Here is a 21,208-nt window from a genome sequence, read left to right as displayed (position 1 = left end):
TAATTTGAAAAAAGTGTAGCAAATTACAGCGGCATTAAAATACCGGGAATTCGTTCCAATGTGCAAAAAAACACCTGTTTCCTGCGGAAACAAAGTGCTATTCACACAATTATGCGTATGATGCGGCCGGAAACCGGATCAACATGACGAATGAGGCCGGGGGCAGCACAGTCTATGGGTATGATGAGTTCCAACGGCTGACCTACGTCCAGTATCCCGACGGCATCTCGAGCAGCTATATGTACGATGAAGTCGGCAACCGGTTAAGCTTCTTGCAAGGAAATGAACAAATCGACTACAGCTACGACTTTGCCGATCGGCTGACCGTCACGCAATCGGTGTCATGGCACCGGATCAAACAGAAACCGTTACCGGATCGGTATACTTTGCCTATGACCCGAACGGGAATATGACGCAAAAAGGCAATGTTTCTTACCAATACGATTCGGAAAATAGACTGGTTCAAGTGACCACGCCTACCGAGACGGTTACCTACACCTATGACGGGGATGGCAACCGTATCAGCAAAACGGTCAACGGCCAAACGACAAGCTACATCTACGATATCTCGGAAGGATTCCCGCAGCTGCTTGTCGAAATGGATGGAACTGGAACCATTGCGAAGCAATACATTAACGGGACCTCGGTCATCGGCAGCGTCTACGGACCAAGGAACGAACTGTATTGTCTCTATGATGGATTGGGCAGTGTGATTGCGGCAACGGATGCCGCCGGCACGATTGCGGCTGCCTATGATTATGACGCCTTCGGCGCCCTGAAATCCGAGACCGGCAGCGTACCGAACGACCTGAAGTTTATCGGGGAGCAAAATGATTCGGAAACCGGACTCATTTACTTAAGAGCCGGATACTACGATCCGACCACAGGCCGATTTATTACAAAGGATACCTTTGCCGGCTATTCCACCGATCCCCAATCGTTGAACCGCTATGTCTATGCGTATAACAATCCGGTGAACATGATCGATCCAAGCGGGCATAGTCCGTTGGAGCAGAGTAGCAGTTGGTTTGACCGAATGTTAAATAGCCGCTTCGTTAATAGTATTCAAACCGTAAATAATTATTTCAATCAAGCTGATCCAAACGGTTGGAAAACTCTTATTGGTGACGATGTTAATCTTTTCCTTACGCCTAATTTATCTGTAAAGGAAAAGATCAGAACATATCTACTAAACAATTCAATTGTTGGATTTCTCAAGGGTAAAGGCCTAGGCAATCCATTCAAGGGTAAGACTTTTGAAGAAATTGATGAAATGTTTACTAAAAAAGGTTTTGAAAAGCGAGGGCCTGATCCTGTTAATGGAAAAGGCGGTTATGTTAATCCGACTACTGGGCGTTCATATTACTTGGATAAGGGAGGGCAGTACAAAAAAGGTTACGAGGCTCCACATGTTGATGTTAACCGCTTAAAGACGGATAAGAGCGATCTTGTAAAGAAAAAATACTTTTTGGATTAAGAGGTGAATTATGGATAAATTCCTGTTAACATTTGAGTTTGACAAGGAAAATGAAAAAATCGAAATTCACGCAGATAAATACGGATTGTTGTTTTTAAAACAAAAAATTGACGTACTCCTTCAGAAAGGTGGCGATGTTCATCTAATGACCCCGAGTTGGGGAGGACAAGAGCTATCAGAAGAACAGCAAAACGAGAATAGCATTCTGCTACACCACGTAAAAATCTTATATTGGAATTAATCTCAAAAAACCTTGTTTGGCTTTAAAGCCAAACAAGGTTTCTCTTAACATTATAGAAAGTATAAAAATTCGTGGTGGGAGTAGTCTTCCGCCTTATTTTTGTTTTTGTTAAAGTAAAGCCATGGAAACGAACATTCTGAAGCCCGGAATCTTATCAAGGTGTGCATGGCTACGAGTATCAGATCACTGATCGACTACCGGAATATAAAAAGGATGCGGAGGAACAACAGTAGAAAAGAGGACATGGGTATTGGAGCGGAAAGTTTAAAGCTCATGCTCCCGATGCAGTTTTCTGCGAAAACTTTTACGCCTTTGAAGTTGTGTTCAAACCGCCTAGTCTAATCAAATGAACACAACTTCAAGAGCGGTTGCAGCCCAATACCCATGTCCTCCAATACGATCAAAAGAGTGGGAACGATCCAAGGACGCCGTCAGGCGTTTTTCTCATTGATTTTATGCCCAGAGTGGTACGTTATTTGCCTTATCTGTATCCGTCTAAATACGGCTAGGGACGTGACTATAAACGACTGAATATACTGAATGCAAAACGCTCCCTGGGAGGAATTCCAATTGATAAAAGCGAGGAAAACGCGTCTCATCCGAGTATCGCGGATTAGTCCATATCGGAATTGTAAAGTCGGTGGACCAGGAACCAACTTTGTAAATACAGCCGTGGAACCATGGCTGGCCATCGGTCCCGCAACGGCAGAAAACGGCAAGCCCCTTCTGATTGGCGTATGGCAGCAGGACAGGTGGTCTAACGGCGGCGCACGCGGTCTGGTTGCAGCCTTCTCCAGAGACGGGGGGAGAACGTGGAAACAGAGGACCTTGCCGTTTAGCAAGTGCGCAGTTCCACACCTTAAGTATAAGCGGGCTTCAGACCCGGTTGTTTCCATAGGGCCTGACGGCAAGGCCTACGCAGTCGCTTTGTCCGTGACCGTAAGCAAGACTGGAACGCAAGTCGCCGAATCTGCAATTACAGCCGCAACCTCTTCAGACGGAGGAAAGACCTGGGGGAATTTTCGGGTGATTCAATCCGACAAGGGTCCGAACATCATTAATGACAAAGAAACCGTAATCGCGGATCCGAGCAAACCAGGAACGGCATATGTCGTATGGGATCGCGTGACACCCGTCAGCGGTCCCGCTTTCTTCAGCAAAACCACGGACGGGGAAATCAAATCATCATTGATCCGAGAAGCGGCACATTGTACAACTTTTTCAATTGGATCATAGGTATGAATACGAAAACTCCCAAATACTTGATTGCCGTACAGAAGTCGCAAAACGGCGGAACAACGTGGTCCCGAGCCAAAATCATCGCGCCTTTTGACTCTGTGGCGGTAACGGATCCAGTGACGGGAAAAATGATTCGCGGCGGCGGCGATGCGCTGCCGGAGGTTGCCATCAATAAACGAACCGGGGAATTGTTCGTGGTCTGGCAAAGCGCGAAGTTCAGCGGCGGAAAATATGATGAGATTGCCATTACCCATTCTGTTGATGGAGGAAGAACCTGGAGCGCTCCGGTTCGCGTCAATCCGGCGTTAGGCCGAGCGGCATTTACCCCCATGGTGAGCGTGAATCACAACGGTGCTGTCGGCGTGAGCTACTATATGATCAACTGCAATCACCACAGTAAAAATCGTCTGCCGGTCGACTATTGGTTTACCTATTCGACAAATGATGGGCGGACGTTTATACCCCCTCTGCATATTGCAGGACCGTTTAACATGCTGCGCGCTCCCGAAGCGGTGCCCCCTTTTGTACTTGGCCTGTTTATCGGAGATTATCAAGGTATAGCAGCATTTCACAATGACTTCCATTTGTTTTTTTCCAAAGTAAATTCCCCTTCGCAAAAAGACTCGGTGGATGTGTATACAACTGTGGTCAGAGTTAATGGATCCCGAAGTCTATTTACAAACATTTTACGTGGTGTTGATCTTACCCAAACACTAGACAAGTAAGATAAAAGCATCAAGTACGATATATGGCGGAGCCTAGGGTGGAGAATTGGAGAAAGCCCAGGTATAGTCAACTATCCTCGTACCACATGAACTTTATTGATAAGACATGTGCTGGTTGGGGGTGACTATGCTTGGGTTTTTATTTGGGCCTAAAGGGGATTGAATCTATGGCAGAAAGAATCAGTTTATTTCAGAAAAATTCTGTTATCGCCGCCGTAAGGGACATAAAGTTGATCGAAAAGGCTGCGAGTTCCCCCGTACAATCGATTTTTTTAATGACGGGAGACATTTTTACGATAGACCAATGTGTGGTAACCGCCAAAGCTTATAAAAAATCTATCTATCTTCATGTGGATCTGATCAGGGGAGTAGCCAATGACAAGGAAGGCATTAAGTATTTGGCCCAAAAGGTCAAGCCTGACGGAATTGTTTCCACCAAAAATCAATTGATTCAAACGGCAAAAAAAGAAGGATTATTTGCGGTTCAGCATCTTTTTTTGCTTGATACGCTTGCCTATGAAACAGGAATTCGCAATATTTTGGACGTAAAGCCCGATGCCGTAGAAATCATGCCGGGATTAATGCCGCGCGTAATCCGGGAAATGAGTCGGGTTCTGAAATGTCCGATTATTGCGGCCGGATTGATTAAATCCCGCGAGGAGGCGCTGCAGGCCGTAAATGCCGGAGCGCGGGCAGTAGCTATCGGGGATGCGGAGCATTGGACATTAAATCTTGCCGAACAATGATTGATTACCAGTTGCAGAAAAGGCTGTGAAATTCAAGATGAGCTTAAACATAAAGGATTATTCCGCATTTATTTTCGATTTGGACGGATGCATCTATTCCGGCAATACCGTTTACCCCGGATCGAGGGAATTGCTTCAATTTCTTATTCAATCGGGAAAGCAGGTCATTTTCTTAAGTAACAATTCGACAGAGACTTCGCATACCATTCGAAATAAGCTGATAGATATGAATCTGCCGGCAGAAGATGTGCCTATTCTTGTTGCCACTGAATTAGTGGGGCAGTATTTGGCGGAAACCTACGGCGCACTTCGGGTACATCCTGTAGGATCCGTTGAACTCGAACTTGCGCTGACAAATGCAGGACATCAAGTAGTTTCTTTAGGAGGCGGGGAAGCATGTGACTTTATTGTTATTGGACGGGATACGTCTTTTTCCTATCAAAAATTGCATGAATGCACGCGCAGTCTGATGGATGGGGTGAAGCTGATTGCCGCAAACTCCGATATGTATCATCCGGGAGAAGATGGGGACAGAGTGCCGGAAACAGGCGCCTTGGTAGCTGCCATTCAGGCTGTTTCAGACATACATGGCGTCAAGTCTGTAGGCAAGCCTTCTCATTACCCTTTCTACAAGATTATAAAACAAACGGGTCTCAGTCCGGATAAGTGTGTGATGGTTGGGGATAACCCTTATACCGATGTACAAGGAGGGTATTCTGCCGGCATGCACACCATCTGGATATCACATGGGAAATCCTTTCCGGCGGAATTCGAATTTCAACCGAACCTGACCGTAACTGTGATCGGTGAACTGCTGGAATGGCTGATTTAAAAAAAGTAAACGCGAAGGAGACATGATGATGGAACGAAAGGTGATTTTAATTTGTATCGACGGATTGGCTGCATACTACCTGGATGATCCGCGATGCAAAATGCCGAATGTGAGAGGTTTGATCAATCAGGGTACTAAAGCCGAAAAAATGAAGGTGGCTTACCCGAGTTCGACGTGGCCGATGAATACGTCAATCGTGACCGGGGTTTATCCGAAAAAACACGGAGTGCTCGGCAATTGGGTGGTTGAAAGGGAAACCCGTCAAGTAAAGGAACATTTTGGCGACCGGTCATGGGATAAGGAGGATGTCGTTCAAGTTCCCACTTTGTATGATTTGGCCCATCAGAAGGGGGTCAAAACGGCAGCGGTTTGTTGGCCGGTAACTCGAGGCGCCAAACATATCGACTTTAACATCCCCGAATTTTACGAGCAGGAATTGTTCGAAAAGCACTGTACGCCCACGTTTTGGAACGAGCTGAAGGAGCATGGACTTCCTGTCGACCATTACGGAGAGTGGAGTAAAGACCATGCACGGGGCAAAATGCAGGATTGGTTGACGGCTGAGGTGGCCAAACATTTAATCCGCAATCATAAACCGGGATTGATGATGCTTCATTTCCTCGTTGCGGACAGCTTCCAGCACGATTACGGCACACGCGCACCGGAAGTTTTTTGGGCGCTGGATTATATCGATGAACGTATCGGGCAAATTATCGGCGCTTTGAAAGAAGAAGGCGTTTATGAAAACACGGATCTGTTTATAGTGTCCGACCACGGTTTTATGGATGCGCATAGTGTGATTTGTCCCAATGTCTTGTTCAAACAAAAGGGATGGTATGACGAGGAAAATCCGACAAACAGCAAAGTGGTGGCGGTCTCTAACGGAGGTGTCGGCTATGTTTACATTTTGGATGAAGAATACCCTGATGAGCTGGCATCCCTTGTCAAAGAGGAGTTGCAGCAAACGGAAGGCGTTGAATGTGTTTTTGAGAACGAACACTTTTCTGAATTGGGTTTTCCGCGCATCGAAGAGCACTCTCATCAACCGGATTTCATCTTCGAAGCGGAAACGGGTTACTTTGTTTACTTCGGCGCTGAAGGCGACAAGGTGATTGATAAGAATAAATACACGGCAATGCATGGTTATCTGCCCGAAAAAGAGGAGCTGAAAGCGGTCTTTATCGCACATGGCCCAAGTATCCGATCAGGTCTCTCCCTGCCGGAAATCAACATTGTCGATATTGCCCCGACTGTAGCGAAGATTATCGGGTTGGAGCTGGAGGATGCGGATGGCAAAGTGCTTGAAGCAATGATTAATGTGAGGGAGGTTAAAGTGTGAATACCGTTTCAACCCATGTTCAGGTTAATGTGAAGACACAGAGGGCTAAAAGGACAGCTGTCAACACAAATCGGTTAAGAAAATGGGTTTGGCCCTACGCTATGCTTTCGCCGGCATTGGTTCTTTATGGGACCTTTTTTATCTTTCCGTTTCTCTTCGCTTTATTTCTGAGCTTCATGCAGTGGAATCTGATCAGTCCCGATATGGAATATGTCGGCTTGGAAAACTATCGGAATCTGTTTGCGGACGACGTATTTTGGGTTTCGTTTAAAAACACATTTGTCTATGCTTTGGGAACGGTACCGGCTTCCATGATGATTGCATTGGGGTTGGCGGTACTGGTGGAAAGTGTAGGGCGCGCCCGGGAGATTTACCGATTTCTTCTATTCATCCCGGTTGTTGCGTCTCTGGCGGTAACAAGCTTGGTTTGGATGCTGCTTATGAATCCCCATAGCGGTTTGTTCAACAAATATCTGTCTGTTTTCGGAATAGAAGGACCCAATTGGTTGAACGATCCGAATTGGGCGATGTGGAGTTTGATTATCATCGGGGTTTGGAAGGCGATCGGATATAATTTGGTTCTCTATATCGCGGGATTGAAAGGAATTGACAACCAGCTTTATGAAGCGGCCGAAATCGATGGGGCCGGAAAATGGAAGCAGTTTTTTACCATCACGATGCCGCTGTTAGCGCCTGTCAACTTGTTTGTGCTCATTGTGAGCATCATTAATTCATTTCAAGTATTTACCACGATCCACATCATGACCCAAGGCGGTCCGAACAATGCGACGAATGTTTTGGTTTATCAGGTTTGGCAGGAGGCCTTCCAGTTTTTTGATATAGGTAAAGCGAGCGCGCTGTCGATGGTTCTGTTTGCGCTTTTGCTCATCATTACAATTGTTCAGATAAGAATGACAGAATCCAAGGTTCATTACCAGTAAGGGAGGGTTGAAATGATTGCGAACAGAAAGAACTTGCGTTTGATTACGAAGCACAGTTTTATTATCGCTGTTACCTTTGCGGCATTATTCCCTTTTATATGGATGGCAAGTATATCTGTCAAACCGGCCAATGAAGTATTTGAAGGGGCACTGGGATTTTTGCCTAAATCGATCAGTTGGGACGGTTATCTGCAGGTATTTGAACAAACTCCCTTTTTTACTTGGGCGTATAACAGTTTGTTTATCGCCATAGTCCAGACGATCGGACAAGTTGTCATTGCTTTTTTCGCCGCATATGCATTTTCGCGGTTCAAGTTTCCAGGAAGAGATCTATTGTTCTATTTTGTTCTGGCAACAATGATCATTCCGGTTCAGGCAGTGATGATCCCGACCTTTCTTACTATAAATATGTTTGGTTGGATAAATACATTTGCCGGAGTAATCGTACCCTATTTGGCCAGCGGATACGCAATTTTTCTAATGAGGCAGTTTTTCTTGAGCATACCGCATGAATTAGCCAGCGCTGCTGCCATAGATGGTTGCGGAGAACTCCGTATCTTGTGGCATATCTACCTGCCGGCTTCCATGTCGGCGGTTGCAGCTCTTAGTATCATTTTGTTTGTCAATCACTGGAATGAATTTTATTGGCCTTTGCTGGTCTTGACGGATGAACAGAAGTTAACTCTTCCGATAGCTCTAGTTCACTTTCAGAATGAGGGAGTGATGGAATGGGTTCCTACAATGGCTGTATCCACTTTATCCACGATCCCGGTTCTAATCTTATTTCTTTTTACCCAGAAGAAATTTGTGGAAGGGTTTGCCAACAGTGGTCTTAAAGGGTAAAGCCCTTGGACATATACAAAAACATTCAAACTTGGGAGGAAAAATTATGAAACGCATGCTGTTGCTCGTGTTAATTATTGTCTTGTCCTTTAGTTCATTGGCGGCCTGCTCCAATTCTGCTTCTGAAACTTCCGCGAAAAAAGAATCAACTAATGCAGCCAGCCCGGAAACTTCAACAAAAAAACCTGTGGAAATCCAGTTCCTGCACATTCACGGTGGTTCCCAAGGTGAAGCGGTTAAGCGTTTGGTCGAAGAGTTCAATAAAAAGCAGGACGCTGTTCACGTTACGCCTGTTTATGTGGAAGGTTCTTATGAGGGAATTTTAGAAAAACTGCAAGCTTTGGCCGCGACAAAGCAGCTGCCTGAAGTGACTCAGGCGGGCTTCAGCTATACAAACTATATGGTTGCCAATATGCCTCTTGTTCCGGTGCAAAAGTTTATTGATGAAGAAAAAATGGACTTGTCGGATTTCTTCCCGAAAATGCTGGAGCTTGGCAAAGGAATGGATGGAAAAATCTACGGCCTTCCTTATGCGGTAAGCACACCTGTCGTTTATTACAATAAGCAGATGTTCAAAGAAGCCGGACTTGATCCGGAAAATCCGCCTAAAACTTTTGATGAGCTCCGTGAAGCGGCAAAGAAATTAACAAAGGGCGACCGTATGGGAGTTTATTTTAACTACGGGATTACAGGCAACTGGATGTTCCAGGCCATGACGGAAACGTTGGGCGGACATATGGTTGCCAATGATCAGAAAAGCGTTGCGTTCGACCAGGAACCGGGAATCAAAGCCCTTCAATACTGGGTTGACCTGGTAAATACGGACAAAACGATGCCTTTAATCGATGACAAACAAGCGACCCAAAGCTTTACAAGCGGCAAGCTGGGTATTTATGTAAACACAACGGCCAGCCTTCGCGGATTGCAAAAAGACAGCAAGTTTGACATAGGAACAGCAGCGTTTCCGGTTGACGGGGTTCATCCGCGAATGGTACCGGCCGGCGGAAACAACGTATTCGTTATAAAATCAACACCTGAGAAGGAAAAAGCGGCTTGGGAATTTATCAAGTTTGCCACTTCTCCGGAAGGAACCGCGATTACTGCGGAAGGGATGGGATATATGGCCTCCCGTAAAAGCGCTGTGGAGCGTGATGATCTGCTCGGTAAATATTTGAAACAGGAAAATCCGGCGGCATACACCACTTATAGGCAGGTAGACGATATGGTTCAGTGGAACAACTTCCCGGGCAAAGGCGGTACCCGTATTTTCAAAATTGTTCAGGACAACATTCAAGCCGCATTAACGAAGCAAAAGACGGCGGAACAAGCTGTAAAAGATGCGGCAGCCGAAGCCAATCAATTGATTAAGTAAACAGACGTCCCATGTCATTTTCATGGCAGCATTAGATGATGAAAATGGCGCGCGATACGTCCCTGAAGAATTCTCATTGGATGGTTTTTTTAGCGGAAGTGAATTTTCAGGATAGATGAAAAGGAGCGGGTTCATTACCTGCTCTTTTTTTAATTGTAGCGCCCAGCAAAGTCAGGCACAACTTTCCCCATCCTCACTTTTGCCGGAATATACAGCGAATATATCCTTCATTATGCAGGATGAATCGAAATGCAAAACAGATATAATGAAGGTACAGTGGTAAGGGCGGAACGATGCCGGGACCATTGAATAAAACGCAAACAACAATGTTTGCAATCAATATTGAGGGGAGCAAACATGATGACTCGGCTGGAAACGCTGGAATTGGAAAAAAGGAATAAGGTAGCGATTATTTATTTGAATCGCCCCCCATATAACCCGTTGAATCAGAAAGTATTTGCGGAAATGTCCTTGCTGATGGATCAGTTGGAGAATGACCGGGATGTCAATGCGATCGTCATAACGGGCAAAGGCGATAAGGCATTTGCGGCCGGTGCCGACATCAAGGAAATGGCGCAGTTGACCGACGCCGAAATGATCAAGATGAACAAAACCTCCCGCGCTGCGTTGACGCAAATCCAAAATTCCGCAAAGCCGGTCATCGCCGCTTTGAACGGACTGGCGCTTGGCGGAGGTTTGGAACTGGCATTGGCATGCGATTTGCGGATTTGCACGGAGCATGCCAAAATGGGATTGCCCGAAATCAATTTGGGCATTCTGCCGGGAGGCGGCGGAACGCAGCGCCTGCAGCGGTTGATCGGACAGGCGAAGGCGAAGGAAATGCTGTTTTTCGGAGATGTGATCAATGCGAATGAGGCGCATGCGCTTGGTTTGGTAAGCAAAGTCGTCCCGCAGGAGGAATTCATGGATCAAGTGTTGGCGTGGGCCGACAAGTTGGCGGAAAAACCGATGCTGGCCATGCGAATGATCAAAACATCCGTGAATACGGGAGCTAATCTGGACCTGGAAAGCGCGCTTGATCTGGAAACGACCTGTTTTGGCGTCGCCTTTGACAGTGCAGACCGCAAAGAAGGCATGCAGGCCTTCATGGAAAAAAGAAAACCGAATTTTACGAGCCGGTGAGAGGGGGTAGAGAGTGTGGCTAGGGAAGATGTCGTCGTAATCGAAGGAGCGCGAACTCCATTTGGTGATTTTGGCGGTGCGTTCAAGGACGTTTCTGCCGTTGATCTTGCTGTTGTCAGTTCCAAGGGAGCAATTTCCCGCGCAGGCATTGAGGTTGAGGAAATCAACGAGGTCGTCATGGGCAATGTCCAGCAATCCAGCGTGGATGCGCATTTGCTGGCTCGCCATATCGGATTGAAATCGGGTCTGCCGAAGCATGTTCCGGCGTTGACCGTTAACCGTTTGTGCGGTTCGGGGCTTGAAGCAATCAACATCGCGGCCAAAAATATCATGCTCGGGGAAACGCAGGTGGCATTGGCCGGCGGGACAGAGAATATGAGTCAAATTCCGTTTCATGTTCCGAATATGCGGTGGGGCTTCCGCTTGGGCGAATCCCCCAAGTTTGTCGATTTCCTATGGGAAGGCTTGTGCGATACGTACGCCGGCTGCACGATGGGGATGACCGCGGAGAATTTGGCTGTGGAGTATTCCTTGTCCAGAGAGGAAGTGGATGAGGCTGCCAAGGCCAGCTACGACAAAACCTTGAAAGCGATTGCAGAAGGCAGGTTCGATCGGGAAATTGTTCCGGTAACCGTCCCGACGAGAAAAGGAGAGGTTGTCGTTGACCGGGACGAACGTCCGAGAAAAACGGAAATGGCCGATCTGGCGCGGCTGAAGCCCAGATTCAAGGAAGGCGGGGTCGTCACCCCGGGGAATGCGAGCGGAATCAGCGATGGAGCGGCTAGCGTCATTCTGGCGTCGTCCTCGTACGCCGAGAAACGCGGATTAAAGCCGATGGCGCGTCTGGTTTCATGGGCGGTCATCGGCGTCGAGCCCACCTTGATGGGAATCGGTCCGGTTTATGCGATTCGAGAGGCTCTGAAAAAGGCGGATATGAAGCTTGAGGATCTGGATCTCATCGAAATTAATGAGGCGTTTGCCGCACAGTATCTGGCCTGTCAAAAAGTGCTTGGGTTTGATCCGGCAATCGGAAATGTGAATGGCGGAGCCGTCGCTTTGGGGCATCCACTGGGAGCAAGCGGAGCACGAATCACCATGAGTTTGATTTACGAGCTGCATAAGCGCAATAAAAGATACGGCGTTTCATCCGTATGTATCGGCGGAGGACAAGGAATCGCCTCGATTTGGGAGCGTATTTAATATTTGCTCCCGAATCATCGGGGCAAATTTAAATAATAAATATGATATCAAGGGGGAAAAGAATGAAAAAGTCGCTGATTGTACTGTTGACGTTCATGCTTTTACTGGTTGGCTGCGGAGGCAAGGATGCCGGAAACAGCGCTCAACCGGCAAACTCTGAGCCCGCCAAATCCAGTGCGGCACCCGAGAGTCCGGCCAAAGCCGCGGAAGCGGCGCCGATCAAAATCGGAGTGCTGCTTTCGGCCAGCGGTCCGTTCGCCGGACTGGGGGAAGAAGTCAAGAACGGCTTTAAGCTCTATTTGGACAAAAATAACAACATGCTGGCAGGCCGAAAGGCCGAAGCCATTTACGAGGACAGTGAAGGCAATCCGCAAACCGCTCTGAGAAAGCTGCGCAAGCTGATGGTGGAAGACAAAGTGAATTTCCTCGTATCTCCCGACAGCAGCGCCACCTTATATGCTCTTATCGATGAAGTAAACAAAAATAAATTGATTATGCTTGATCCGATCGCTGCAGGAAACGACATTTCCTGGGACAAGAAAAGCGACTACATTTACCGCTTGAGCTTCTCCAACTGGCAGGGCGGAACCGCCGGTACCTATAGCGCAGAAGCTTTGGGCAAGAAGGCGATTGTCGTATCCTCCGATTATCCTGGCGGAGATGAAGGGCTCAGCGCTTTCAGAGCGAAATTTGAAGGCAATGGCGGAAAAATTGTGAAGGAGTTCCATCCCAAATTGGGCACACAGGATTATGCAACCTATATCAATCAAATGTCGCAAATCGATGCGGATTTCGTGTACTGCTTCCTTGTCGGTTCAGATGCAATCACTTTTCTTAAACAGTTTAAGGAAATTGGGATGAAGGACAAATTCAAGGTTATCAGCTCGTTCTCCTTCGGTGAAATCACGGTCCTGAATGCCGCCGGCGATGCCGCAGAAGGTGCGATGGCCGCCACTCCTTACAGCCCTTGGCTGGACAATCAAACCAACAAGGATTTTGTAAGCGCTTATCAAAAGGCGTATAATGTGCTCCCCACCAATCAAAGTGTGTCCGGTTACGATATCGCTCATGTCATTGAGACCGCAGTACAAAAAGCGGGAAGCCTGAATTCGGACGAATTGATCAAGGTTCTGAAGGGGATATCCATTGAGAGTCCGCGCGGACCGATCACCATTGATCCGGAAACGCATAATGTGATTGAAAACTTCTATATTACCAAAGCCGTCAAGAAAGATAATAAAATGATGCTGGATGTTTTGAAAACCTATGAGAAAGTACAGATGCCGGTCCAAGCGCCTGCCAAATAATCAGCTTTGAAACAAAGGAAACATGAATAGAATGAACGGATTAAAACGAATTTTGCAGGGGGCATCGTGTCGCCCCCTGTAAAATTCCTTTTGGGTGGCAGTCATATCAAAGGGAGGTTATGAAGGTGGATGAAACTCGTTTTGAGAGATCGATCACAAGCCTGCTGAATCAAGCGCTCGCTTTGGATCCCGAGAAAGAGGTCATCTATGACGGAACGCGTAGAATAAATTACCGGGAGCTTCACGAGGAGTCGGATTGGATCGCTTCCGCAATGAGCCGGCTGGGGATTGGGAAGGGCGACCGGATCGGCGTAAGCCTGCCGAATTGGCATGAATTTATTGTTCTTTATTTTGCCATTTCCAAGCTTGGCGCAATACTTGTCCCTTTCAACACCCGATATCGGGAAGACGAGGTTGAGTATATTCTGAGCAATTCCGGCGCAAAAATCGTCTTTTTCCCGCAGGACGCCGACAATCTGAATCATGCGGATAAATTCATTCAAATCAGCCGCAGATTGGATACGCTTCAGCATTTAATCACGGTTCGCTTTCAGCTTGACGGCATGGAAAGCTATGAAGATTTATTGAAAAAAGGAAAGACGGCTCCTCCTCCCGCCGTTGATATCGATCCCAAGGAAGATTTGTTTGCGATTCTTTATACTTCGGGCACTACCGGAAGACCGAAGGGAGTCATGCTCACCCATAAGAATCAAGTCTACCAAGCGATTATGGGTGTGGAGAGAATGCTGTGCACGCCGGAAGAAGTATTTTTAATGCCGACTCCGCTTTTTCATGTCATGGGCCTTACACTCTCATTCAGAACGGTTGCGATCGGCGCGAGAATGGTATTAATGGACAAATACAAACCGGAAATTGCGCTGTCGTTGATAGAAAGCGAAAAAGTGACCTATCATCCGGGCGTTCCAACCATGTTTATCCTGGAACTGAATCATCCTTCCTTTGGTTCTTATGATTTGTCCTCGTTAAGAACCGGAGAGATGGCGGCTGCGCCCTGCCCCGAGGAAATCGTCCGACGGATCCGTTCGGACATGGGCTGCAATGTCATGGTCGGCTACGGCTTGACCGAAACCTCTCCGACGCTGACGCAGACGAATTTTGCGGATGATGACGCGATGAGAGCGGAAACGGTCGGCAAAGCATGGCCCGGAGTGGAAATCAAAATTGCCGATGAACAAAGACGGGAAGTGGCGACCGGAGAAGTGGGCGAGCTGGCCTGCCGCAGCATCGGACTGATGAAAGGCTATTATCAAATGCCGGACAAAACCGCGGAAGCGGTTGATGACGAAGGCTGGTTCTATACCGGAGACCTTGCAACCAAGGATGAAAAGGGTTATATCCGGATCGTCGGCCGCAAAAAAGAAATGGTGATCCGCGGGGGATACAATATTTATCCGCGCGAGGTAGAGGAAATCTTCTATACGCATCCCAAAGTGCTGGAAATTGCCGTAGTCGGCCTGCCGGATACGGTGCTCGGACAAATTTCCTGCGCCGTGATTCGCCTGAAGCCCGGGGAAACCGCTACAACGGAAGAAATGCGGGCATTTATCAAGGAGAGGATAGCGGATTACAAGGTGCCGGACAAATTTGTATTCAGGGAGCAATTTCCGGTGACGCCTTCCGGAAAAATTAAAAAAGTTGAATTGCAGCATGAACTAGAAAATGAACTGGTCAATGAGTTAAGATAGTAGTTGATCAATTCAACAAAGAGAAGAGAAAGGAAATCAGCTTATGCCGAAGCACACGTTCAAGGTCGAATGGGGAGATACCGATGCCGCGGGCATCGTATTTTATCCGAATTATTACAGGTGGATGGACAACTCGACACACGCTTTCTTTGAAACGATCGGATATTCGTCCGTTGTCCTGTTTGAAGAGGATCGCATGGGTCTTCCGATACTGGAGGCGAATTGCCGGTTCTTCACCCCTTCATTTTTCGGGAATCGGATTGAGGTAACGTCGGAGATTGCCGAGGTTAAAGATAAAGTGTTCAGAATTGAACATACGTTTCGCAGGGGCGAAACACTGCTTGCGCAGGGATACGAGGTTCGGGCCTGGACCGATTTTTCCAATGGGAAGCCAAAAGCGCAACCGATTCCCGATGAATTAAGGGAAAAATTCATGCACCATCTCAAACAGGAAATTTCTTGAGCGAAAAAGAGATGTCCTTTCGTAGCAGGGGCTGCTGAAAACTGCCAATAGGAACCGGATTTTTCCGATAGGCGGTCTTCAGCAGCCCCTGCTTTATGGGCATTCGCTTCTAATACTATTTAAACATTCTCATGAAGGGAGTCATCGATTGCGCCATCTTCATAATTTTCTGCACTTTGCCCATGTTGGTGATGATGCCGTCCAGCCCGCCGATTTGTTCCCAGAAATTTACCGGCTGCATGTTCTGCGGTTTCGTTCCGCTATTGGTTCCGTTCATTCCCGAAAACATGCCTTGAAAGGGAGGGAATGATTGATAAGGATTAAAGCCGGCTCCCCAGAAATTGTTCGGAGCGCCCCAATAACCCTGATTGTTAAAAGGGAAGAAACCTTGGGTGCGAGCGGACTTTTTTGCCTTGTTCCTTTTTCTCATCCATATCACTTCCCGGTGGATATTTTCTTGCCGAATAAGAATTTATGAATTTCCGGGTCTCGGAAAGGCAAACTCTCGTCGGCATAGAAGGACTTCGATAGAAGTTTTTCTTACCATAATCATATGAACACAGGGTACAAAAGGTATGGGGAGTTACCCTATCTGCAGCAACAATATCCTTGAGGTGGCGTTAGGGAATTTGATAATCAAGCTTATTTTTCCTGCAAATCCTTAAATTATGTAGCCGGTTGGAGAAATGAGACAGCGATCCTGCCCGATTCGACGAACATCCTCAGGATTTCGGCACATTCCCGCTTTATTCCTGAAAATATTGTGGGAGAACTCCGACGCGTTGTGACATTATTTTGTATTGCGTATCGGTATAATGGAAGAAAGGTGGAGAAAGGAGGTTCGAGATGGAAAGTCCGATTCGATTCTTCAAGATCAAGCAGGAATTCGCCGAAAAAGAAGGGTCTTTTCTTTCCGAGATTCGACGGGATGATATCTGCTTCTTTCGTTTTGTCGGCGGGAATACAAGTGAGACGGACAAGCTGGGCAGGCAGTTGAACCGTTTGAAAGCTTCCGGGGCGCTGTTGATCGGCATTTTCCGGTTTCCGTTCCGGTTTGAAGGCAAAAGACGCATGCAGACGGCAATTGAACAATACTATCGGATGAGGGAGATCTGCGACGCCGTCACCTATTTGAACAGTGACGGAATGATGGAGACGCTCAAGCCGGGGACCCCGATTCATCAAGCTCGGGAGATTTTCGACAGGTTCGAGGAAGCGTCCGTTCGGTCGATCGAGGAGACCATCCGGGTTTCCGGCGAAATGAACATCGACGCCCACGATATCCGCAGCTTTATGAAGAACAGCAGCGGACCGGTATATATCCGCACGTTTGAGGGAGATTCGTTCGATGAGCCGCTGAAATACGCGATATCCGCACCTTACCTGCCGCAGGATTTCACCGAAGGGCGGCAAATGATCGTCAATATCGGCTACACCCAAAATGTGGACATGCTCTCTTTTCAGCAGATCAATTTGCGGTTGAATGATTTGTTTAATAAAGCCGAATTGGTCAAACTCGGTTCTTATTTCATCAATGAGCCCGGGCACCGCTTCCGGATCACGCTGTTCATTCACGGCATGCAGGACCCATTCCCGAGGCCGGAGCAGATGGGCAAATCCTACCTTCGCCGCCTCTGGTTGAAAAGAAAGTGGGACGAGCTGGCAATCAGAAGCCGTCATTTCCGATGGAGCCCGCTGGAAAGGCGCGACAGAACGGACAGCCCCGAGACGGTTGGGGAGAAGCGGGAGCTTCAGGCATAGGTGAATAAGGTGGTCTCGCATCGGCGTCCCCAAGCTTTTGGGGATTTTTTGTTTGTTTTGCCGGAAAGCGCCGATATAATGGAAGTGGTGCAATACTTGCAATGGAGTGATAGGATGATCAAGCTGCCCATCGAAGAGGTTCTGCCGGCGCTGAAGGCAGCGCTTCAATTCAATACAAGCGCGGTGCTGTCGGCACCGCCGGGAGCGGGAAAAACGACCCGGGTTCCCCTGGCCCTGCTGGATGAGCCTTGGCTTTTGGGTCGCCGCATTCTGATGCTGGAGCCGCGGCGGCTGGCCGCACGGACCGCTGCACGCTACATGGCGGCTTTACTCGGGGAGCAAACCGGGGAGACGGTTGGATACCGCGTTAAGCTGGATACCCGAGTGGGAGCGGCAACGCGGATTGAGGTGGTCACCGAGGGTGTGCTGACCCGCATTTTGCAGGATGATCCGGCTCTGGAGAATGTTGGGCTCGTGATCTTCGACGAGTTTCACGAGCGCAGCATTCATGCGGATCTGGGGCTTGCCCTTTGCCTCCAATCTCAAGCCGTCCTACGGGACGATTTGCGGATCCTGGTGATGTCGGCCACACTGGAAGCCGATCCGATAGCTGCCCTGCTCGGCGGCGTACCGGTGCTCTCCAGCGAGGGAAGGGCTTTTCCGGTGGAAACCGTTTATTTGGACAGAAGCGCCGCAGGCAGGATCGAGCAGGCAGCGGTGCAGGCGATTGCCGAGGCGATCGAGCGCTTTCCGGGAGATATTCTGGTGTTTCTGCCCGGGACGGGCGAAATTCGGCGCGTGGCAGCGGGGCTTGCGGAAATCGGCCTCGGACCTGATGTGCGGATCGCTTCCCTATATGGAGATCTGCCGCAGCAGGAACAGGATCGGGCGATTGCGCCCGCAAAGCCGGGCGAGCGGAAGATCGTGCTGTCCACGTCAATCGCCGAAACCAGCTTGACCGTTGAAGGGGTGCGGATCGTGATCGATAGCGGTCTCATGCGGGTCCCGCGGTTTTCGCCGCGAACCGGCATGACGCGGCTGGAAACCGTTGCGGTATCAAAGGCGGCGTCGGATCAGCGCCGGGGGAGAGCGGGCCGTCTGGGTCCGGGTATATGCTTGCGTCTGTGGTCGGAGGCTGAGGACCGCCGGCTTGCCCCGCGCAGCACCCCGGAGATTCTGGAGGCCGACCTTGCGCCGCTGGCGCTTGAATTGGCGGCATGGGGCGTCGTCGCTCCGGCAGAGCTGCGATGGCTTGACCCGCCGCCGGCAGCCGCTTATCAGCAGGCCCGCGAGCTGCTTGCGCAGCTCGGCGCGCTGGACGGGAGCGGGGCGCTGACGCCGCACGGGCGGAGGATGGCCGAGTTGGGCCTGCATCCCCGGCTTGCGCATATGATTCTCAAGGCGATTCCGTTGGGCCTTGGGGAACTTGCGTGTGAGCTCGCGGCGCTGCTGGAGGGAAGGGATATTCTCCGCAGGAGCGGCGGAGGCGCCCCCGATGCGGATTTGCGATTGCGGATTGAAGCGATCCGTGGCATCCAAAAGGAGAATATCTCCGGGTTCTCAGCCGCCGGCTCAGGACCCGCCGACGTGGATGAGGCCGGCCGGCGTAGGATTCTGATTGAGGCAGACCACTGGAAGCGGAAGCTGGGAATCCCGACGAACGAGAAAGAAGGGAAAGGCGGGGAAGCGCTACTAGACGACACCCAGGCCAGCGGCCTGCTTCTCGCCTTTGCTTATCCCGACCGGATTGCCCTCCGGCGGCCGGACGGGCGCTTTCTTCTGCGCTGCGGGCGCGGTGCCGCCTTTGCCGGAATGCAGGCGCTGGCCGCAGAGCCCTGTCTGGTTGCGGCGGAATTGGAGGATCAGGGCTTGGACAGCCGCATTCTGCTTGCAGCGCCGCTGGAAATACGGGATCTGCACCGTCATTTTGCCGATCAGATCGAACAGGAATCGGCAATATTCTGGGATCGGGCGATTCAGGCCGTGCGGGCCAGAAAGCGGGTCAGGTTCGGAGCTTTGATCCTTCAGGACGGTCCGATGCCCGATCCCGACCCGGAGGCCGCGGCGGAAGCGCTGCTGGAAGGAGTCCGGCAGGAGGGTCTAGACATCCTGCCGTGGACCCGGGCTTCCCGCCAATACCAGCAGCGCATGCAGTTTATGCGCCTGATGGATCCCGGGTGGCCGGATGTTTCCGACTCGGCGCTGATTCATGCGCTTGCCGATTGGCTGCTGCCCCATTTGCACGGGCTGAAAAGCCGTGCCGATTTGCAGAGGCTGAATCTCGCCGCCATTCTTCAAGAAGCCTTGACATGGAATCAGCGCCGCCAATTGGATGAGGATGCTCCTACGCATATCGTCGTCCCAAGCGGTTCCCGCATTCCCGTGGACTACGGTGATCCGTCCGCCCCCTTGCTGGCGGTCCGGCTTCAGGAAATGTTCGGACTTAAACAAACCCCGATGATTGCCGGGGGAAAATTTCCGCTGACTCTGCATCTGCTGTCGCCGGCGCAACGTCCCGTTCAAGTGACAAGGGATCTCGCCAGCTTCTGGCAGAATGCCTATTTTGAAGTCAAAAAAGACCTCAAAGGACGCTATCCCAAGCACTATTGGCCGGACGATCCGCTTGAGGCGCAGCCGACGAAGCGGGCCAAGCCCCGGTTGTGAGCGGCCGACGCTGAAACAAGCAACAGACCTTCCCGAGATTTTGGGAAGGCCTTTTGTGTCTCTAGCTTTAAAGTTATTGCTGGGCCTGTTGGATCGATTGCTGGGCTTGCTGCAGCTGCTGTTGAGCTTGCTGGAGCTGCTGCTGTTGCTGTTGGGAGGCTTGGGTTCCCAACTGGCTCTGCACTTGGGTAAGCTGCTGCTGGGCCTGCTGAAGCTGCTGCTGGGCTTGCTGCAGCAGTTGGGGATTGGCGTTCTGCTGAGCTTGTTGGACGGCTTGCTGTGCCTGCTGCGCTTGTTGGAGAGCTTGTTGCAATTGCTGCTGTTGGTTTTGTTGTGCCATTGAACGATCTCCTTTTGATTAGATTTTTTCGGCATAACAGTTCTAAAATGTACAAGGAGCAGGAATATTATTCATTCACAGACATTCTTCTGAAATCGTCGATCATATGATAATATAATTGCATTGGAAGGAGAGACAAGGATGGACAAAAGAACAAGTCTGCTGCTGGGTTCAATGTTTGTCATATCCAGCGGCTTCATCTATGCATTGGAAAGAATCAATTCCCATGTATATTGGTTGGGACAAGTGTTTGCAAAAATTGACGGAAGCTTTCCGACCAAACCGGATATGCCGGGGATTACGCAAAATTGGTTTGTCATTTTGTTTTTGGCGTTGGGGCTGATCTTCTATATCGTAGGATGGAAAAAATAATGGATCCCGGGACTATCGGTTCATGCTAAAGCGTCCCCCGCGGAATGGACTTCATTTGCGGGAGACGCTTCTTTTGCTGCGGCCAAAGGGTCAATGCACCGATTGATGAACAATATCGACCTGCTGCTTCATATCCAGGGTCTTATCCGTCCGGTCGTCGATGCTGATATTGGTGATGACCCGATTGGTGCCGTTTCCCAGCGCTTTCTTATGAATTTCCTTGGCCATGTCCATCAATTCATCCAACGAGCCTTCAATAATGGTTGCAGTCGGAGTCACCTGATATTTCATTCCTTTTTGCTCAATAAGCTGCACGGCTTCCGCGACTTGCGAGCTGAAGCTGGCGCTCCCCGTCCCGACGGGAACCACGCTGATTTCAAGCAGAGACAATCGTACCACTCCCACTATAAAGTAATGTTTTCGCCTGTTTTCTCGCTTATTCTCATGATTTCAACTTTGACAATTTGAGAGGTACTGGTGGAGAATGTAGTCTGCAC

22 protein-coding genes are annotated in these 21,208 nt (G+C 49.3%); 20 read left to right on the top strand and 2 right to left on the bottom strand.

Going from position 1 to position 21,208, the window contains the following annotated elements:
* Positions 1 to 143: 143 nt before the first annotated feature.
* The 16 genes from VF724_RS19095 to VF724_RS19020 all read left to right on the top strand — a co-directional run bounded on the left by VF724_RS19095 (position 144) and on the right by VF724_RS19020 (position 15,574).
* Positions 144 to 413 carry a hypothetical protein gene (locus VF724_RS19095; protein ID WP_442788076.1) on the top strand — a complete coding sequence of 90 codons (270 nt, stop codon included), beginning with the start codon at positions 144 to 146 and terminating at the stop codon, positions 411 to 413.
* Positions 344 to 1,477 carry an RHS repeat domain-containing protein gene (locus VF724_RS19090; RefSeq protein WP_371755840.1) on the top strand — a complete coding sequence of 378 codons (1,134 nt, stop codon included), beginning with the start codon at positions 344 to 346 and terminating at the stop codon, positions 1,475 to 1,477. Before VF724_RS19095 ends, VF724_RS19090 begins: the two co-directional genes overlap by 70 nt.
* A gap of 10 nt (positions 1,478 to 1,487) precedes the next feature.
* The gene (locus VF724_RS19085) at positions 1,488 to 1,718 is read left to right on the top strand and encodes an Imm32 family immunity protein (RefSeq protein WP_371755839.1); all 231 of its coding nucleotides are present in this window, start codon (positions 1,488 to 1,490) and stop codon (positions 1,716 to 1,718) included.
* A gap of 570 nt (positions 1,719 to 2,288) precedes the next feature.
* Positions 2,289 to 2,954 (top strand): sialidase family protein, encoded by a 666-nt coding sequence (locus tag VF724_RS19080; protein WP_371755838.1) that lies wholly within the window; start codon positions 2,289 to 2,291, stop codon positions 2,952 to 2,954.
* Positions 2,955 to 2,956: 2 nt separating this feature from the next.
* Positions 2,957 to 3,682 (top strand): sialidase family protein, encoded by a 726-nt coding sequence (locus VF724_RS19075; protein ID WP_371755837.1) that lies wholly within the window; start codon positions 2,957 to 2,959, stop codon positions 3,680 to 3,682.
* A 167-nt stretch (positions 3,683 to 3,849) separates the two neighbouring features.
* The gene (locus VF724_RS19070) at positions 3,850 to 4,428 is read left to right on the top strand and encodes a glycerol-3-phosphate responsive antiterminator (protein ID WP_371755836.1); all 579 of its coding nucleotides are present in this window, start codon (positions 3,850 to 3,852) and stop codon (positions 4,426 to 4,428) included.
* Between the two features lie 37 nt (positions 4,429 to 4,465).
* A complete protein-coding gene (locus tag VF724_RS19065) occupies positions 4,466 to 5,260 on the top strand; it encodes an HAD-IIA family hydrolase (RefSeq protein ID WP_371755835.1) in 795 nt (264 codons plus the stop codon).
* A 28-nt stretch (positions 5,261 to 5,288) separates the two neighbouring features.
* On the top strand, positions 5,289 to 6,599 hold the full coding sequence (locus tag VF724_RS19060) for an alkaline phosphatase family protein (RefSeq protein ID WP_371755834.1): 1,311 nt from the start codon (positions 5,289 to 5,291) through the stop codon (positions 6,597 to 6,599).
* Positions 6,596 to 7,540: a carbohydrate ABC transporter permease gene (locus VF724_RS19055; RefSeq protein ID WP_371755833.1), complete on the top strand. Its 945-nt coding sequence runs from the start codon at positions 6,596 to 6,598 to the stop codon at positions 7,538 to 7,540. The genes VF724_RS19060 and VF724_RS19055 overlap by 4 nt, the downstream gene beginning before the upstream one ends.
* Before the next feature lie 12 nt (positions 7,541 to 7,552).
* Positions 7,553 to 8,383 carry a carbohydrate ABC transporter permease gene (locus VF724_RS19050; protein ID WP_371755832.1) on the top strand — a complete coding sequence of 277 codons (831 nt, stop codon included), beginning with the start codon at positions 7,553 to 7,555 and terminating at the stop codon, positions 8,381 to 8,383.
* A 46-nt stretch (positions 8,384 to 8,429) separates the two neighbouring features.
* Positions 8,430 to 9,755: an ABC transporter substrate-binding protein gene (locus VF724_RS19045; protein WP_371755831.1), complete on the top strand. Its 1,326-nt coding sequence runs from the start codon at positions 8,430 to 8,432 to the stop codon at positions 9,753 to 9,755.
* Positions 9,756 to 10,115: 360 nt separating this feature from the next.
* Positions 10,116 to 10,898, top strand: coding sequence for an enoyl-CoA hydratase/isomerase family protein (locus tag VF724_RS19040; protein ID WP_371755842.1), 783 nt, complete (start codon positions 10,116 to 10,118; stop codon positions 10,896 to 10,898).
* Positions 10,899 to 10,913: 15 nt separating this feature from the next.
* Positions 10,914 to 12,098 carry an acetyl-CoA C-acetyltransferase gene (locus VF724_RS19035; RefSeq protein ID WP_371755830.1) on the top strand — a complete coding sequence of 395 codons (1,185 nt, stop codon included), beginning with the start codon at positions 10,914 to 10,916 and terminating at the stop codon, positions 12,096 to 12,098.
* A gap of 62 nt (positions 12,099 to 12,160) precedes the next feature.
* The gene (locus VF724_RS19030; protein WP_371755829.1) at positions 12,161 to 13,405 is read left to right on the top strand and encodes an ABC transporter substrate-binding protein; all 1,245 of its coding nucleotides are present in this window, start codon (positions 12,161 to 12,163) and stop codon (positions 13,403 to 13,405) included.
* 125 nt (positions 13,406 to 13,530) lie between these two features.
* Complete coding sequence (locus VF724_RS19025) at positions 13,531 to 15,111, top strand: class I adenylate-forming enzyme family protein (RefSeq protein ID WP_371755828.1); 1,581 nt, start codon at positions 13,531 to 13,533, stop codon at positions 15,109 to 15,111.
* A gap of 43 nt (positions 15,112 to 15,154) precedes the next feature.
* Positions 15,155 to 15,574: an acyl-CoA thioesterase gene (locus tag VF724_RS19020; protein WP_371755827.1), complete on the top strand. Its 420-nt coding sequence runs from the start codon at positions 15,155 to 15,157 to the stop codon at positions 15,572 to 15,574.
* Between the two features lie 115 nt (positions 15,575 to 15,689).
* Here VF724_RS19020 and VF724_RS19015 read toward each other — a convergent pair whose 3' ends face one another.
* On the bottom strand, positions 15,690 to 15,851 hold the full coding sequence (locus VF724_RS19015) for a hypothetical protein (RefSeq protein WP_371755826.1): 162 nt from the start codon (positions 15,849 to 15,851) through the stop codon (positions 15,690 to 15,692).
* A gap of 569 nt (positions 15,852 to 16,420) precedes the next feature.
* On the opposite strand from VF724_RS19015, the gene VF724_RS19010 reads away from it, so the two are divergent.
* The 4 genes from VF724_RS19010 (at position 16,421) to VF724_RS18995 (ending at position 20,711) form a co-directional block, all read left to right on the top strand.
* On the top strand, positions 16,421 to 17,335 hold the full coding sequence (locus VF724_RS19010) for an FtsZ/tubulin family protein (protein ID WP_371755825.1): 915 nt from the start codon (positions 16,421 to 16,423) through the stop codon (positions 17,333 to 17,335).
* Between the two features lie 114 nt (positions 17,336 to 17,449).
* Entirely contained in the window at positions 17,450 to 19,999 is a 2,550-nt protein-coding gene (gene hrpB / locus VF724_RS19005) for an ATP-dependent helicase HrpB (protein ID WP_371755841.1), read from the top strand.
* Positions 20,000 to 20,054: 55 nt separating this feature from the next.
* The gene (locus tag VF724_RS19000) at positions 20,055 to 20,342 is read left to right on the top strand and encodes a hypothetical protein (RefSeq protein WP_371755824.1); all 288 of its coding nucleotides are present in this window, start codon (positions 20,055 to 20,057) and stop codon (positions 20,340 to 20,342) included.
* Between the two features lie 138 nt (positions 20,343 to 20,480).
* On the top strand, positions 20,481 to 20,711 hold the full coding sequence (locus VF724_RS18995) for a hypothetical protein (RefSeq protein WP_371755823.1): 231 nt from the start codon (positions 20,481 to 20,483) through the stop codon (positions 20,709 to 20,711).
* Between the two features lie 90 nt (positions 20,712 to 20,801).
* Here VF724_RS18995 and VF724_RS18990 read toward each other — a convergent pair whose 3' ends face one another.
* On the bottom strand, positions 20,802 to 21,101 hold the full coding sequence (locus VF724_RS18990; RefSeq protein WP_371755822.1) for an MTH1187 family thiamine-binding protein: 300 nt from the start codon (positions 21,099 to 21,101) through the stop codon (positions 20,802 to 20,804).
* Positions 21,102 to 21,208 lie beyond the last annotated feature (107 nt).

The organism is Ferviditalea candida, assembly GCF_035282765.1.
Taxonomy (GTDB): Bacteria; Bacillota; Bacilli; order Paenibacillales; family KCTC-25726; genus Ferviditalea; species Ferviditalea candida.
The sequence above is the reverse complement of the archived record's forward strand: the minus strand, read 5'-3'. Positions and strand labels throughout refer to the sequence as shown.